Source organism: Brevundimonas naejangsanensis (assembly GCF_003627995.1).
GTDB classification, from domain to species: domain Bacteria; phylum Pseudomonadota; class Alphaproteobacteria; order Caulobacterales; family Caulobacteraceae; genus Brevundimonas; species Brevundimonas naejangsanensis_B.
The window spans coordinates 358,684-374,415 of sequence record NZ_CP032707.1; the positions used below are offsets into that span (position 1 = coordinate 358,684).

At 70.2% G+C, this 15,732-nt stretch carries 14 protein-coding genes; 10 read left to right on the forward strand and 4 right to left on the reverse strand.

Annotated features, from left to right (window positions below; translation table 11 throughout):
• Positions 1-30 precede the first annotated feature (30 nt).
• Positions 31-660 (reverse strand): type B chloramphenicol O-acetyltransferase, encoded by a 630-nt coding sequence (gene catB, locus D8I30_RS01655; RefSeq protein ID WP_121483342.1) that lies wholly within the window; start codon positions 658-660, stop codon positions 31-33.
• Between catB and D8I30_RS14285 the strand changes: the two genes are divergently transcribed.
• From D8I30_RS14285 to D8I30_RS01670, 4 genes are all read left to right on the forward strand, one after another.
• Positions 659-841, forward strand: coding sequence for a hypothetical protein (locus D8I30_RS14285; protein ID WP_162938777.1), 183 nt, complete (start codon positions 659-661; stop codon positions 839-841). The genes catB and D8I30_RS14285 overlap by 2 nt on opposite strands.
• A gap of 120 nt (positions 842-961) precedes the next feature.
• Complete coding sequence (locus D8I30_RS01660) at positions 962-2,041, forward strand: site-specific DNA-methyltransferase (protein WP_121481188.1); 1,080 nt, start codon at positions 962-964, stop codon at positions 2,039-2,041.
• Between the two features lie 257 nt (positions 2,042-2,298).
• Positions 2,299-3,441 (forward strand): glycosyltransferase family 4 protein, encoded by a 1,143-nt coding sequence (locus tag D8I30_RS01665; protein WP_121481189.1) that lies wholly within the window; start codon positions 2,299-2,301, stop codon positions 3,439-3,441.
• Between the two features lie 119 nt (positions 3,442-3,560).
• Positions 3,561-5,711 (forward strand): amylo-alpha-1,6-glucosidase, encoded by a 2,151-nt coding sequence (locus D8I30_RS01670; RefSeq protein ID WP_121481190.1) that lies wholly within the window; start codon positions 3,561-3,563, stop codon positions 5,709-5,711.
• Positions 5,712-5,912: 201 nt separating this feature from the next.
• On the opposite strand, the gene mutY is transcribed toward D8I30_RS01670, so the two are convergent.
• Positions 5,913-6,956, reverse strand: a complete 1,044-nt coding sequence (gene mutY / locus D8I30_RS01675) for an A/G-specific adenine glycosylase (protein ID WP_121481191.1) — start codon at positions 6,954-6,956, stop codon at positions 5,913-5,915.
• 21 nt (positions 6,957-6,977) lie between these two features.
• On the opposite strand from mutY, the gene D8I30_RS01680 reads away from it, so the two are divergent.
• The 5 genes from D8I30_RS01680 to D8I30_RS01700 all read left to right on the forward strand — a co-directional run bounded on the left by D8I30_RS01680 (position 6,978) and on the right by D8I30_RS01700 (position 13,007).
• Entirely contained in the window at positions 6,978-7,541 is a 564-nt protein-coding gene (locus tag D8I30_RS01680) for a DUF721 domain-containing protein (protein WP_121481192.1), read from the forward strand.
• A 100-nt stretch (positions 7,542-7,641) separates the two neighbouring features.
• Complete coding sequence (locus D8I30_RS01685; RefSeq protein WP_121481193.1) at positions 7,642-8,274, forward strand: DsbA family protein; 633 nt, start codon at positions 7,642-7,644, stop codon at positions 8,272-8,274.
• Positions 8,275-8,298: 24 nt separating this feature from the next.
• Positions 8,299-8,904: a DsbA family protein gene (locus tag D8I30_RS01690; protein WP_121481194.1), complete on the forward strand. Its 606-nt coding sequence runs from the start codon at positions 8,299-8,301 to the stop codon at positions 8,902-8,904.
• A gap of 7 nt (positions 8,905-8,911) precedes the next feature.
• Positions 8,912-9,556 carry a DsbA family protein gene (locus tag D8I30_RS01695; RefSeq protein WP_121481195.1) on the forward strand — a complete coding sequence of 215 codons (645 nt, stop codon included), beginning with the start codon at positions 8,912-8,914 and terminating at the stop codon, positions 9,554-9,556.
• Between the two features lie 10 nt (positions 9,557-9,566).
• Entirely contained in the window at positions 9,567-13,007 is a 3,441-nt protein-coding gene (locus D8I30_RS01700; protein WP_121481196.1) for an AAA family ATPase, read from the forward strand.
• Between the two features lie 135 nt (positions 13,008-13,142).
• On the opposite strand, the gene D8I30_RS01705 is transcribed toward D8I30_RS01700, so the two are convergent.
• Complete coding sequence (locus D8I30_RS01705; protein WP_121481197.1) at positions 13,143-14,000, reverse strand: WecB/TagA/CpsF family glycosyltransferase; 858 nt, start codon at positions 13,998-14,000, stop codon at positions 13,143-13,145.
• A gap of 86 nt (positions 14,001-14,086) precedes the next feature.
• Between D8I30_RS01705 and D8I30_RS01710 the strand changes: the two genes are divergently transcribed.
• A complete protein-coding gene (locus D8I30_RS01710) occupies positions 14,087-14,548 on the forward strand; it encodes a hypothetical protein (RefSeq protein ID WP_121481198.1) in 462 nt (153 codons plus the stop codon).
• Positions 14,549-14,551: 3 nt separating this feature from the next.
• Here the strand turns inward: D8I30_RS01710 and D8I30_RS01715 are convergent, their stop codons facing one another.
• Positions 14,552-15,676 carry a mechanosensitive ion channel family protein gene (locus tag D8I30_RS01715; RefSeq protein ID WP_121481199.1) on the reverse strand — a complete coding sequence of 375 codons (1,125 nt, stop codon included), beginning with the start codon at positions 15,674-15,676 and terminating at the stop codon, positions 14,552-14,554.
• Positions 15,677-15,732 lie beyond the last annotated feature (56 nt).

Sequence of the window (15,732 nt, forward strand, 5' to 3'; positions counted from 1 at the left end):
CCCCGCGTCACGCGGGGTCCCTATTGCTGCTTATATCTCACGAGTTCGCCAAAAGGCGTACAGGGCCGCAATGTCACCACTGCACAACAGGGGCATGGCCTCGCCCAGTCGGGCGTCGTCCCAGTCCCACCACTTCATATCCAGCAGCATGGCGATGCTGTCGTCGTCGAACCGCTTGCGGATGACCCTGGCCGGATTGCCGCCGACGATGGCGTAGGGCTCGACATCGCGCGTCACCAGCGCCCGCGTGCCGATCACGGCGCCGTCGCCGATCTTCACGCCCGGCATGATGATGGCCTCGCTGCCGATCCAGACGTCATTGCCGATGACGGTGTCGCCCGCCGGCTGGAAGGCGTCGACCGCCCCGGCGAAATGCGGGACCTCGGGCATGTAGAAGAAGGGGAAGGAGCTGGCCCAATCGTTCCGATGCCCCTGATTGCCCGCCATGATGAAGGCGGCTCCGCTGCCGATCGAGCAGAAGTCGCCGATGATCAGCCGGTCCACGCCCGGCTCGGTCATCAGATAGCGGGCGCAGTCGTCAAAGCCGTGGCCGTGATACCAGCCGGAATAATAGCTGTAGCGCCCGACGATGATGTTGGGATTGGTCACCAGATCGGACAGCAGTCGGCCCTTGAACGGGCTTTCGAAAACCTGAGTCATGGAAATCTCCATGTGCGGCCGCACCCGGTCAGCGCCGGGCGGCCTTGGAATTTTTACTGAAGGCTATGAAGCGCACAGCCGTGCGCCGGGCGAAGCCGGGTCGCACAAGGTGCGCCGCTCGGGGGCGTCAGGCCCGCGCGGACGCTATCAGAAGGGTCTGACCACCATGTCCATGCGCTGATTATGGTCCCTGTCCCGCCCCCGCGCAATCTGCGCAAATGTCGCCGCGTGAATCTTGGTTACTCCGCCTTAACCGTAAGGATTCACCATAAGCGCCTCATCTGTCCGGGGCCGCTTATCCATGTCCGAGTTGAAGACCGACGTCATCCTGCGTGGCGACTGCATCGAGGTGCTGAAGGGCCTGCCGGACAAGTCGGTGGACATGGTCTTCGCCGACCCGCCCTATAACCTGCAGTTGGGCGGCGACCTGCTGCGTCCCGACAACTCCAAGGTCGATGCGGTCGACGACGACTGGGACAAGTTCGAAAGCTTCGCCGCCTATGACGCCTTCACCCGCGCCTGGTTGGGCGAATGCCGCCGCGTGCTGAAGGACGAGGGCTCGCTCTGGGTCATCGGCAGCTATCACAACATCTTCCGCCTCGGCGCGGCGATGCAGGACCTGGGCTTCTGGGTGCTGAACGACATCATCTGGCGCAAGTCGAACCCGATGCCGAACTTCAAGGGCACGCGCTTCACCAACGCCCATGAGACGCTGATCTGGGCCGCCAAGTCGCGCGAGCAGAAGCGCTACACCTTCAACTACGACGCGCTGAAGGCCTTCAACGAAGACACCCAGATGCGCTCGGACTGGACCCTGGCCCTTTGCACCGGCCACGAGCGGCTGAAGGACGACGACGGAAACAAGGCCCATCCGACCCAGAAGCCCGAGGCCCTGCTGCACCGGGTCATCCTGTCGGCCAGCCGCGTCGGCGACGTCATCCTGGACCCCTTCTTCGGCACCGGCACCACGGGCGCCGCGGCCAAGCGCCTGGGCCGTCACTTCATCGGCATCGAGCGCGACGAGACCTACGCCAAACTGGCCGAAAACCGCATCAAGGCGGTCATCCCCGCCACGCCCGAAGACCTGGTCGTCACCGGCTCCAAGAAGGCCGAGCCCAAGGTCCCGTTCGGCGCCCTGGTCGAGGCGGGCCTGCTGGCCCCCGGCGACAAGCTCTATTGCCCCAAGGGCGACCATGAAGCCCGCGTCCGCGCCGACGGCTCCCTGGTGTCCGGCGCCCTGACCGGCTCGATCCACAAGCTGGGCGCCCTGCTGGAGAACGCTCCGGCCTGCAACGGCTGGACCTACTGGCGCTTCAAGACCGACACGGGCCTGCGCCCCATCGACGCCCTGCGCGCCGAAATCCGGGCGGGGATGCAGTAAGCGGGATTTCTCCTCCCCACGCAGTGGGGAGGTGGATCGGCGGCGCAGCCGACGAGACGGAGGGGCCGCTTGCTTCCGCTGCCCCAGCTCCTCCACCGCTTCGCGGTCCCCCTCCCCATTGCATGGGGAGGAAAGGCGGCGCCAGTCGGCTAAGCCACAGGTCGGATTGACTAAAATCCTTCCAGCCACGCTGGAACTCACGCCACGGCGACGGATTGACCCTGCGTGCCCCGCGTCGGCGGGCGCCGGAGCCCGTCATGAAAATCGCTCAAGTCACGCCCTTGTATGAGGCCGTGCCGCCCAGGCTTTACGGCGGCACGGAACGAGTCGTCGCCCATCTGACGGACGCCCTGGTCGACCTCGGCCACGACGTCACCCTGTTCGCCAGCGCCGAGGCCCAGACCCGCGCCCGGCTGATCCCCGTCCGCGATCAGGCGATCCGCCTGGACCCCGCCCACCTCAAGTCCGACCTCGCGGCGCACATGACCATGCTGGCCGAGGTGCTGGACCGCGCCGACGGCTTCGACGTGATCCATTTCCACACGGACATCGTCCACTTCCCCTTCTTCAGCCCCTGGGCCGACAAGACCCTGACCACCCTGCACGGGCGTCTGGACCTGAAGGACCTGCCCGAGGTCTATGCCCGCTGGCCGGAGTTCGGTCTGGTCTCAATCTCCGACGACCAGCGACGTCCCCTGCCCGACGCCAACTGGAAGGCGACGGTGCATCACGGCATGCCCGGCGATCTCTATCGCTTCTCGCCCCGGTCGCAAGGCTACCTGGCCTTCCTGGGCCGCATCTCGCCGGAAAAGCGGCCCGACCGCGCCATCGAGATCGCTACGCGCCTGGGCAAGCCGCTGAAGATCGCGGCCAAGGTGGACGCCGCCGACCGCGCCTATTGGGAGACGGTGATCGAGCCCCTGGTGCGCGACAATCCCCTGGTCGAGTTCGTCGGCGAGATCGGCGACGCCGAGAAGTCCGCCTTCCTGGGCGGCGCCGAGGCCCTGCTCTTCCCCATCGACTGGCCCGAGCCGTTCGGCCTGGTGATGATAGAGGCCATGGCCTGCGGCACCCCGGTCGTGGCCTTCGCCTGCGGCTCGGCGCCCGAGATCGTCGAGGACGGGGCCACGGGCTTCCTCGTGCACAGCGTGGACGAGGCCGTGGCCGCCGCCGGACAGGCGCACCGGCTCGACCGCGAGGCCATCCGCACCCGGTTCGACCTGCGCTTCTCGGCCACCGCCATGGCGCGGCGCTATCTCGACGTCTATGGCGACCTCTTGGCCCAACGGCCGTTCGCGGCGCCCGCCGACAGCGCCGCGCCGCCGCCCATGCGGCTGCGGGACGAGTCGCGCAGCTTCGCGGCCGAGCCTAGACCGGTGGCGAACGTCGGTTTCCTCTGAACCCAAGGCCGCCCTCATCCATTAGCTAGGATCGAGCCCTTCGCGCGTGAGGCGAAGGGACGTTCTATTGCCGCGGCGACGGCTTCGGAGCCGCCGCCCCGGCCACAGCGAGACGCTTCATGGACGACGTGTTTTCGGTCCAGACCGCCGCCGCAGCCGAAACCAACGACCAGGACGGGCTGGAAACCCTGATGGCGCTGAAGGACTGCGACACCTTCCTGGTCGCCGACCACTGGGGGGACGTGAAGGCCGGGGCCGACGGCCTGTTCAACAGCGATACCCGACTGCTGTCCCGCTACACCCTGACCGTCGGACGCGCGCGGCCGTCGCGGCTGAGCTCCGGCGTCACCAAGGACAACGTCTTCTTCACCTGTCACTCGACCAATCGGCCCCTGCCGCCGATGGGCGGGCGCTCGGCCCCGGCGGGGGTGCTGCACCTGGAGCGGCGCCGCTTCCTGTGGGAGCAGCGGCTGTTCGAGCGGGTGCGGATGGTCAATCACGGCATCGAGGACATCCTGCTGCCGCTGACGTTCGAGTTCGACGCCGATTTCGCCGACATCTTCCAGGTGCGCGGCATGGCTCGGCTCGAGCGCGGCGAGATGCATCCCCCGACCCTGGACGGGCGGCGCGTGACCTTCAGCTACACCGGGCTTGACGGCGCGTTGAGGACCAGTTGCCTGGCCTTTTCCGAACCGCCCGCCCGGCTGAGCGCGAACCGCGCGGACTTCATGTTCAGCCTGCCCAAGGGCCGCAGCCTGGATCTGTTCATCGAATGCGGCCTGGGCGCCAGCGACCAGCCGGACCAGGAGCGCTGGCGCTGGCACTCCATCCTGGCGCGGCTGGCCATGCGACGGCGGCTGCGGCGCGGGGCCATCGTCGAAGCGGGGCGCAATCCGGTCCTCAACGACTGGCTGAGACAGTCGCGGGCGGACATCGCCCTTCTGACCACCGACCTGCCGACCGGCCCCTACCCCTATGCGGGGGTGCCGTGGTTCTCGACCCCCTTCGGGCGCGACGGCATCATCACCGCCTGGCAGATGCTGTGGATCGACCCCAGCCTAGCCAAGGGGGTGCTGACCTATCTGGCGGCCCGTCAGGCGACCGAGACCAACCCCTTCATGGACTCCGCTCCCGGCAAGATCATGCACGAGACGCGCGGCGGCGAGATGTCCGTCCTCGGCGAGGTGCCGTTCGGCCTCTATTACGGCGGGGTCGACACCACCTGCCTGTTCATCGCCCTGGCCGGCGCCTATGCCAAGCGCACCAACGACTATCAGACCATCCGCGCCCTGTGGCCGAACCTGATCGCGGCGGCGGGCTGGATGGCCGACTATGGCGACTCGAACGGCGACGGCCTGATCGACTACGCCCGCGCCGCCGAAACCGGCCTGTCCAACCAGGGCTGGAAGGATTCCGAGGATTCCATCTTCTACGCCGACGGCCGCTATCCCAAGGGGCCGATCGCCCTTCTCGAGGTCCAGGGCTACGCCTTCGCCGCCTGGAAGGCTCTGGCCGAGATGGGCGCCGTCCTGGGCGACGAGCGGGCGCCCGCATGGGCCGCCCGCGCCGAAACGGTCCGCGCCCTGGTCGAGCAGCGCTACTGGATGGAGGACGAGGGCTTCTACGCCATCGCCCTGGACGGGGACGGGGCGCAGTGCCGGGCCATCGGCTCCAACGCCGGCCACCTGCTGTTCACCGGCCTGCCCTCGCCCGAGCGCGCGGCGCTAGTGACGCGGCGGATGCTGACGGCCGAGTTCCGTTCGGGCTGGGGCCTGCGCACCCTGGGCAAGGGTCAGGCGCGCTTCAATCCGATGAGCTATCACAACGGCTCGGTCTGGCCCCACGACACGGCCCTGGCGGCGGCCGGCATGGCCCGCTACGGCGAGCGGCGGGCCGTGGCCATGCTGATGGGCGAAATCTACGGCTCGGCGACCCATTTCCAAATGCGCCTCCCCGAACTCTTCTGCGGCTTCGTGCGCGAGACGGGCGAGCCGCCGATCGCCTATCCGGTCGCCTGCCTGCCCCAGGCCTGGGCGGCGGGGTCGGTCTTCCTGATGTTGCAGTCGGTCCTGGGCCTCAGCATCGACGCGGCCGACGGGGTGGTCGAGGTGGCCAACCCGGCCCTGCCCGCCGGGCTGGACCGGCTGTCGATCACCCGGCTGCAGGTCGGCGACGGGATCATAGACCTGCATTTCCAACGCCTGGACCACCACGTCGTGGTCATGCCCCGCGAACGCAGCGGCACGGTGAACCTGAGGGCCACTGGCTGACCCTCTCCCGATGGGAGAGGGCTTGAGCCTCCAAGAGCCGAAGGCGATTGGCTAAGGCGAAAGGGTGAGGGTTCGCGGGTGAAGTCGGCCAAAGGCCGTAGCGCGGCGGCTTACGCCGACTGAAGGGACAAGCCCCTCACCTTTGGCTGCTTCGCGCCGCCCTTCGGGTCGCGCTAGAACGATCGCTGCGCTCTCGTGCGCTCAAGCCCTCTCCCACCGGGAGAGGGTTCCGAGGGCGCGCTCCAACGCCTTCCTGAACACCGTCGGCAAGGCGTTCGCCGCCTGCTCCGCCGAGGTCCAGAGGAAGTCGCCCCCCTCGCCCGCAGCCACATGCACCTCCAGCGTCAGGCTGAAGTGGGTGAAGACGTGCTCCACGCTTCCGGCCGCGCGCCATGACCCCGCGACCGGCGGCGCGAACTCCGCCGCCGCGCCCCAGTCCGAGGTCGGCAGGCCCGCCATGCCGCCTAGCAGCCCCTTGTCCGGCCGTCGCACCAGGGCGACCCGCCCCGCGCCGTCGATCAGCACATAGGCATGACCCTGCCGACGCGGCCGCTCGGCCTTCTTCGTCTTCAATGGATAGCGTTCGGGCGTTCCCGTCTTCAGCGCCTCGCAGCCGAAGGCCAGGGGACAGCGGTCGCACGATGGCGACCGGGGCCGACAGACGCCGGAGCCCAGGTCCATCAGGGCCTGCGCCCAATCGCCAGGCCGATGCGCATCCACGAACAGGGCGGCCAGGCGGCGCAGCTCGGGACGGGCGGCGGGCAACGGCGTCTCGACCGCGAACAGGCGGCTCATCACCCGCTCGACATTGCCGTCGACGACGTTGGCGGCCCGGTCGAAGGCGATAGCGGCCACGGCGGCGGCGGTGTAGGCGCCCACCCCTGGCAGAGCCAGCAACTCCGCCTCCGTATCGGGAAAGACCCCGCCGTGCTCGTCCGCCACGGCGCGGGCGCAGGCCAGCAGGTTGCGCGCCCGGGCGTAGTAGCCCAGCCCGGCCCAGGCGGCCATCAGTTCGGCGTCCTCGACCGCCGCTAGGTCGCCGACCGTCGGCCAGCGCGCGGTGAACCGCTCGAAATAGGGCGCGGCGTGCGGCACCGTGGTCTGCTGCAGCATCACCTCCGAAAGCCAGACGCGATAGGGGTCGGTCTTCGCCTTCGCCCCCGGCGGCGCGCGCCACGGCAAGCTGCGCGCATGGGCGTCGTACCAATCGAGCAGGGCGGCGCGGAGGGAGAGGACGTCGGGCATGGGTCAGGCTATATAGGACGAATGCGTCGTCCCCTGCCCTCCGAAAGCGAAGCGCGCCAGATCCTGGCGCAACGGCGCACCCGCCCGGCGCCGCGCCCGCCGCCGCCCGCGGGCCGCTCGCTGGCGCCCCTGATCAAGAAGCTGGACGCCCAGTTCGGGCGCGGCGCCTCGGCGCTGGAGCCGCGCTGGGTCGAGATCGTCGGCGAGCGCCTGGCCCGCGTCACCCGCCCGCAGAAGCTGACCAAGGGACGCGGCAACGCCGGGGGGACTCTGGAGCTGCGCGTCGCCGGCCCCGCCGCCCTGCTGGTCCAGCACCAGTCGGCCGACATCATCCAGCGGGTGAACCTGTTCCTGGGCGCCGGATCGGTCGAGAAGCTGCGCATTGCCCAGGGGCCGGTGAAGCCCCTGCCCGCGAGCGGCCCCAAGCCTCGACCGCGCGGCCGCGCCGTCCTGCCGCCCCTGCCCGCCTCGACCGAGGCCGAGCTGAGCGCCTCGGTCGAAGAGGCGCCCGAGAGCCTGAAAGCCGCCCTGCGCAAGCTGGGGCGCGCGGTGCTGTCGCAGCCCCCCGAAGACGGCCGCCGTTGACAAAATCCCGCCGCGCCTGTTCTCGACAATCCAGGTGATTTCGCGGGCATCCGCGAATCGCGCAATCTCCAGAGTCACTACTCGCGACAAGGACCGCCGAATGGCCCCGACCTCCAAATACGCCGCCATGAGCCGCCGCGCGGCGCTGACCGCCGCCGCCCTCGCCTCCATGGCCGTCATGGCCGGCTGCACGGCCAAGACCGGCGGCGCCGCCGAGGGCGACATGGCCCTGGGCGCGGCCGAGGGGGCCAAGGTCACCGTGGTCGAATACGCCTCCGTCACCTGCGGCCACTGCGCCGCGTGGAACGAGGAGGTCTGGCCGGAATTCAAGACCAAGTATGTCGACACCAAGAAGGTGCGCTACGTCTTCCGCGAATTCCCGACCCCGCCCCAGGACATCGCCGTCGCCGGCTTCCTGATCGCCCGCTGCGCCGGGCCGGACAAGTATTTCGACGTGGTCGAGGACATCATGGCCAGCCAGAAGGAATGGCTGGCGGGCGTGGCTCCACGCACCACCCTGTTCCGCGCCGGCCAGGCCGCGGGCCTCAGCGAGCAGCAGATCAACGACTGCATCCGCGACAAGTCGGCCATCGAAGCGATGGAGAAGCGCATCAAGGCCGGCATCAACGCCGGCGTGACCGGCACGCCCTACTTCATGGTCAACGGCGTCAAGGTGGCGGACAGCTCGCTGTCGGGCCTGTCGGAAGCCATCGACGCCGAACTGGCTAAGTAAGTCGTCCAACGGGAGGGGGCGGACATGAGGAAGCGCACAACGGTCGCCGGCCTGGCGGCCCTGGCCCTGATCCTGTCCGCCTGCGGACAAGCGAGCGGCGGCGGCAAAACGGCGGCGCAGGGCGACATGGCCCTGGGCGCCGCTGAGGGGGCCAAGGTCACGGTGGTCGAATACGCCTCGACCACCTGCTCCGGCTGCGCCGCCTGGAACGAGACGGTCTGGCCGGAATTCAAGGCCAAATACGTCGACACCGACAAGGTCCGCTTCGTCTTCCGTGAGTTCCCGACCCCGCCCCAGGACGTCGCCGTGGCCGGCTTCCTGATCGCCCGCTGCGCCGGGGACGACAAATATTTCGAGGTGGTCGACCACCTGATGCGATCGCAGGTCGAGATGCGCAACGGCGCCGCCCCGCGCGACGTCCTGCTGCGCGCCGCCCAGGCCGCCGGCCTCAGCGAAGCCCGCTTCAAGGAATGCACGACCGACAAGGCCGCCATCGCGGCCCTGGAGCAGCGCATCAAGGACGCGGCGGCGGCGGGCGTGTCGGGCACCCCGACCTTCATGGTCAACGGCCAGATCGTGGCCGACAACTCCCTGTCGGGCCTGTCGGCCCGCATCGATCCCCTGCTATAGAGGCCGCATGACCCGTCGCATCCTGTCTCTTCTGTCCGCCCTGGCCGTCGTCGGCCTGAGCGCCGCCCCGGCCGCCGCGCTCGACCCCGTCCGCACCGCAGCCTCGACCACGACGGCGGTGCCGGCGGTCACGGCGGCGGATCGGATCATGGGGCGAGCCGACGCGCCGGTGACGGTGATCGAATACGCCTCCTTCACCTGCAGTCACTGCGCGCACTGGACCAACGACGTCCTGCCCCAGTTCAAGGCCCGCTACATCGACACCGGCAAGGTGCGGCTGGTGTTCCGCGACATGCCCACGGCCCCGGCCCAGGTCGCGGCCACGGCGGCGGGCATCGCCCGCTGCGCCGCGCCGGACAAGTTCTTTGACGTGGCCCACGCCCTCATGCGCGGCCAGGCTGACGCCTTCGAGAAGGGCGACGCTCGCGTCTGGTTCACGGACGCCATCGCCGCCAGCGGCCGCAACCAGGCGCAGATCGAGACCTGTCTGGCCGACCCCGCCGTCAGCCAGGCCCTGCAGGCCGAGGTCGAGGGCGCGGTGGCGGCAGGAGTGACGGGCACGCCGTCCTTCTTCGTCAACGGCAAGCGCATGGCCGACCCGTCGCTGGAGACCCTGTCGGCGGCCATCGACCCGCTGATCCGGGCGCGCTGACCCCGACGCGATGCAGTTCCAGCGCCTCCGGCTCGTCGGCTTCAAATCCTTCGTCGACCCGGCCGAGGTGCACATCGAGGCCGGGCTGACCGGCATCGTCGGGCCGAACGGCTGCGGCAAGTCGAACGTGCTGGAAAGCCTGCGCTGGGTCATGGGCGCCAACTCGGCCAAGGCCATGCGCGGCCAGGGCATGGAGGACGTGATCTTCGCCGGGGCGGCGGGCCGCCCGCCGCGCAACCATGCCGAAGTCCAGCTGACCATCGACAACGCCCAGAAGCGCGCACCCCAGCCCTTCACCGACAGCCCGATGCTGGAGGTCTCTCGCCGGATCGAGCGCGGACGCGGCTCGACCTATCGCATCAACGGCAAGGAGGTGCGGGCGCGGGACGTCCAACTGCTGTTCGCCGACGCCTCGACCGGCGCCAACAGCCCGGCGCTGGTGCGTCAGGGCCAGATCAGCGAACTGATCGCCGCCAAGCCCCAGAACCGCCGCCGCATCCTTGAAGAGGCCGGAGGCGTGGCGGGCCTGCACACCCGGCGTCATGAGGCGGAGCTGCGCTTGCGGGCGGCCGAGACCAACCTCGACCGCCTGGACGACATCGGCAAGGAGTTGGAGTCGACCCTGAACCGGCTGAAGCGCGAGGCGCGTCAGGCCGAGAAATACAAGAAGATCTCGGCCGAGATTCGCGCCCTGCAGGCGGCCCTGCTCTACGTCCGCTGGACCGACGCCAAGGCGGCGGCCGAGACGGCGGCGGCCGAACTGCGCGAGGCCGACCGGCTGGTGGCCGAAACGACCACGGCGGCGGCGGCGGCCCAGACCGCGGCCCTGAACGCCCAGGAGGGGCTGAAGCCCGCGCGCGAAGAAGACGCGGTCGCCACCGCCCTGCTGAACCGCGCCATCATCGAGCGCGACCGGCTGGACATGGCTGAACAGGCCGCGCGCGCCGAAGTCGATCGCCTGAAGGCCGAGGTCGCCCGCATCGAAGCCGACCGCGTGCGCGAAGACGGCATGGCCGCCGACGCCGGGCGCGAACTGGAACGGCTGGACCGCGAGCTGGAGAAGCTGAAGGCCGAGATCGCCGCCGCTCCCGAGCGCGGTCCCGAACTGGAACGCGCCCTGCTGGAGGCCGAAGACGCGCGCAAGGCCGCCGACGCCGAGGTCGAACGGTTGGCCGGAACGCTGGCCGCCGTCGAGGCCCGCGCCAACGCCGAAAGCGCCAGAAAGCGCGACGCCGAGGCCCGGTTGGCGCGGGTGAAGAGCCAGCACGAACAGGCCCGCCGTGAACGTGAGGCCCTCGGCCCGCTGGAGACGCCCGAGATCGAAACGGCACGCACGGCGCTAGAGACGGCGCAGGCCGACCTGGCCGCCGCGCGCGAGGCCGTCGAGGTTGCCGAAGCCAAACGCAGCGACATCGCCCGCGCCGAGCAGGAAGCGCGCACCGCCGCCCGCGCCGCCGAAGACCGGCTGGGCCGCCTGCAGACCGAGGCGCGCGGCCTGGCCCAACTGCTGGTCACCGGCAAGCGCGAGCATCCCCCGGCGCTGGATCAGGTGTCGGCGGCCAAGGGCTATGAAGCCGCGCTGGCGGCGGCGCTGGGCGACGATCTGGACGCCGCGCTGGACGCCCGCGCCCCGGCGCACTGGGCGGGCGCCGACGCGTCGCCGCCCGACTGGCCGCAAGGCGTCGAGCCCCTGTCCGCCCATGTGACGGCGCCGGGTCAGTTGGCGGCGCGTCTGGCCTTCTGCGGCGTGGCCCCGCGCGGGCGGATCGCCGAACTGGCCCGCGCCCTGCCGCGCGGCGCGCGCCTGACGACGGTTGAGGGCGACCTCTATCGCTGGGACGGCTTCGTCAGCCGCGCCGAGGCGCCGCGTCCCGCCGCCGTGCGTCTGGCCCAGCGCACGCGCCTGTCGGAGCTGGAAGCCGAGATCGACCTCGGCAAGCCCGCGCTGGAGAGAGCGCAAGCCGCGCTGAAGGCGGCGGGCGACGCCTTCCGCGCCGCCGAAGAAGAGGTCAAGGCTGCGCGCCTGCGCCCCTTCACCCTGGACAAGCAGGTCGTCTCGGCGCGCGACCGGCTGGAATCCCTGATGCGCGATCAGGCCCGCAAGGAGGCCCGCGCCCAGTCGCTGGACGAGACCGTCGCCCGGCTGGACGGCGAGGTGCAGGAGGCCGAGGCCGCCTTCGCCGAGGCCAGTTCGGTGGAGTCGTCCTCCGACGTCGTGGTCGGCCTGCGTCAGGAACTGACCGAGGCGCGCGGCGGGGCCGAACGCGCCCGTCTGGCGGCGCAGGCCGCCCGCTCGACCCGCGACGAGGAGGCCCGCGACCGCGCCATGCGCGAGCAACGGCTGGGCAGCCTGACCCGCGCCCGCGAGGGCTGGGTCACGCGATCCAGCGACAGCGCCGCCCGCCTCAAGACGCTGGAGCGCGACGCCGAAAAAGCTCAAGCGGCCCTGACGAAGGCGCAGGCCGCGCCCGCCGGGTTCGCCGAACAGCGCAACGCCCTGATGGACGCCCTGGCCGAGGCGGAGAAGCGCAAGCAGGCGGCGACCGACGCCGTCGCCGTGGCCGAGGCGGGCGCTCAGGAAGCCGACCGCGCCGCGCGCGCCGCCGAAACGGCCGCCTCACACGCCCGCGAAAGCCGAGCGGGCCTTTCCGCCCGCGCCGAGGCCGCCGCCGAGAAGCTGGCCGAGAGCGCCGCCAACATCCGCGAGACGGCGCAGATGTCGCCCGAGGAACTGGGCCGGAAGCTGACCGACGACGCCATCGCCCGCCCGCCCGACGCGGCCGGAGCCGAGAGCCTGCTGTACGGGCTTGAGCGCGAGCGCGAGGCGCTGGGCGCCGTCAACCTGCGCGCCGAGGAAGAAGCCGCCGAATACGGCGACCGGCTCAGCGCCATGAAGACCGAGCGCATCGACCTGACGCAGGCGATCGCCAAACTCAGAGATGGCATCGACGAACTGAACGCCGAGGGCCGCGAGCGGCTGATCGCCGCCTTCGACGTCATCAACACCAACTTCAAGACCCTGTTCGAGGCCCTGTTCGGCGGCGGCCAGGCCGAGCTGAAGCTGGTCGAGAGCGACGATCCGCTGGAGGCGGGGCTGGAGATCTACGCCTGCCCGCCCGGCAAGCGGCTGTCGGTCATGAGCCTGATGAGCGGCGGCGAGCAGGCCCTGACGGCGGCGGCGTTGATCTTTGGCGTCTTCCTGGCCAATCCGGCGCCGGTCTGCGTGCTGGACGAGGTCGACGCGCCGCTGGACGACGCCAACGTCGACCGCTTCTGCCGGATGCTGCACGAGATGCGCAGCCGCACCGACACCCGCTTCATCGTCATCACCCACAACCCGGTGACCATGAGCCGGATGGACCGCCTGTACGGCGTCACCATGCCCGAGCGCGGCATGAGCCAGCTGGTCAGCGTCGACCTGCAACAGGCCGAAGAGATCGTCACGGCGTGATCTCTTTTCCTCCCCACTGCGTGGGGAGGGGGACCACGAAGTGGTGGAGGGGCTTACGGCGGCGGAACCAAGCAGCCCCTCCGTCTCGTCGGCTGCGCCGCCGATCCACCTCCCCATGGAATGGGGAGGAAAAAGTCAGCCCCTGCGCTTTCTCGCCGCGCCCACATCGGCCAGGGCCGGGCCGATCAGGAACCACGGCTCGACGCAGTAGCGGGTGAACAGCCGCTTCGGATCAGCGAACAGGCGGAACAGCCACTCCACGCCCAGCCGCCCCATCCAGCGCGGCGCGGCCTTCTGAACGCCCGCCTCATAGTCGAAGGCGGCGCCGACCGGCAGGATCGGAACCGGCGGCAGGGACGCCAGATTGTCGGCGATCCACAGCTCCTGACGCGGCATGCCCATGCCAACGAACAGCACGTCCGGGGCGAAATCCCTGACCGCCGCCAGTACCGCCGTATTGCTTGCCGAGCCCGGCGTCGCGTCGAAATAGCCGCTGAGCCCCTGCACCGCCGTGTTCGAATAGCGCGCCGCCAGCCGCCGCGCCGCCTCCTCGGCCACGCCGTCGGCGCCGCCGACATAGAGGACGCGCCAGCCCTGGCGGTCGGCCAGGCTCCAGAAATGGTCGCGCCAGTCCAGATAGGTGCAGCGGTGCTGCGGCCGCGCCGGATGGCCCAGCAGACGAGCGAAATGGATCAGCGGCGTCGAGTCCAGCTCGATCAGGTCAGCCGCGTCATACAGGCGGCGCATCCCCGGCGTGCGCCGGATCAGGTAGAGGCTGTGCAGATTGTGGTTGGCGACCACGCTCTGGACGCCCGCCTCGACGCAGCGCTCGACGTGCAGCAGCATCTCTTCGGGCCGCACCAGGTCGACCGGTTCGCCCAGCAGGGTGATCCGCTCCTCGGGCCGACGCGCCTGGCGAAACGGCGCGCGGGCGCGGCCGCGCCGGTCGGGCGGCGGACCGGAGGGGTCGAAACCGGAAGGCGCGTGATACATGGGCCCTGTCTAGCGCGGCCGTTTCAACGGCGGGTATGCGGACAGGGTTAACCGCAACCGGCCGCCGGGTCATGTAGAGGACCGTCATGTCGATCACCCCCGTCCTGCTGTCGGTCGCCCTGGCGACCGTCGGCCCGTCCCTGTCCGAAGAGGCCCCGACCATGGAACTGGCCCTGACCGGCGTCGGTCGGTTCGCGGTCTTCGCCGACCTGGCCTCGATCACGCCGGACGGCGACGGGGTGCGGATGCGGTCGCTGCAGGTCAGCGAGGAGGACATGATGATCGGCGGCGCGGCCTATGCCGGCGGCTGGTCCTGGTGGCGGTTCGACTGCGAGGCTGGCACGGCGGATCGGCTGGACTTCGCCTCCCTGCGCGGCGATGGCGTCGAAGGGCCGATCACGCCCGAAACCGCCCCGCCCTATCCTTTCGCGCCGGGCGGGGACGCGGCGGAACTGGCGGACGTCGCCTGCGGCCGGGTCGCGCCGCTGGTCGAAGCGGCCACGGCCGCCGAGGCGGTGCGGGTCGGCCGGGCGCGGATGCGGGACTAGCCCCTAGTCCTGCTCGATCCGGCGAGGCGGCCCGCGCCGCTCCCGATCCAGCTCCAGCCGGTCGCGCGGCAGGGCCTCGGGGCACTCATCGCGCATGAAGGCCAGCATCTTCTCGCGCACCTCGGCGCGCAGGTCGAAGGCGGTCGAGGCGTTGCGCGCGCTGGTCAGGCAACGGATCTGAGCGACGCGCTCGGTCACGTCGGTGACGTGCAGGGCCACCACGTCGCCGTCCCAGTGCGGCGAGGCGTGGGCGATCTGCTCCAGCTTGATCCGCAGCCGGTCGATGGGCGCTTCGTAGTCGACATAGAGGAAGGCTACGCCGATCAGGCGCGAGTCCTCGCGCGTCCAGTTCTGGAACGGCCTCTGGATGAAGTAGGTCAGCGGCAGGACCATGCGTCGCCAGTCCCACAGCTTGACCACGACATAGGTCGAGGTGATCTCCTCGACCCGGCCCCACTCGCCCTCGACGATGACGGCGTCGTCCAGCCGGATCGGCTGGGAGGTGGCGATCTGGATGCCCGCGATCAGATTGGTCAGGAAGGGCTGCAGCGCCAGGCCGGCGACGATGCCTACCACCCCCGCCGAGGCCAGCAGCGACAGCCCCCACTGCTTGACGCCGGGAATGGTCAGCAACGCCAGCCCCAGGGTGATCAGGCCGATCAGGATGGCGGCCACCCGCTGCAGGATGCGCGTCTGGGTGACGTGCTTGCGGGCGTGGAGGTTGTCCTCCGCCTCCATGTTGAACTTCTTCAGGTGGACGATGGCGCCCATGTCCACCGCCCCGGCCAGCATCCAGCCGCACACCAGGATGAAGCCGAACAGCAGGCTGCGGCGGATGAACAGCGACGGATCGGGGTCCAGCGGCGACACGGTGACCGCCAGGGCCAGGGCGATGATCATCACCGCGATGCGCACCTTGAGCCGGGCGCGGTTCAGCATCCCCTTCCAGAACTCGTCGCGATTGCGCACGGCCAGCTTCAGCAGGGCGAAGACGACCTGGTTCGCCGCCCAGCCGATGAAGACGAAGACGACGGTGATGATCGAGATCACCGCCCATTCCGGCAGCCAGTGGAACTGGCGCCACAGGGCGAAGACGGAGTTGGTCAGGTCGACGACGAACTGGGGCATGGGCGGAGGTTAGACGGCGCGAACGGCCACGTCATCCCGCATCCCTCTCCCGGTGG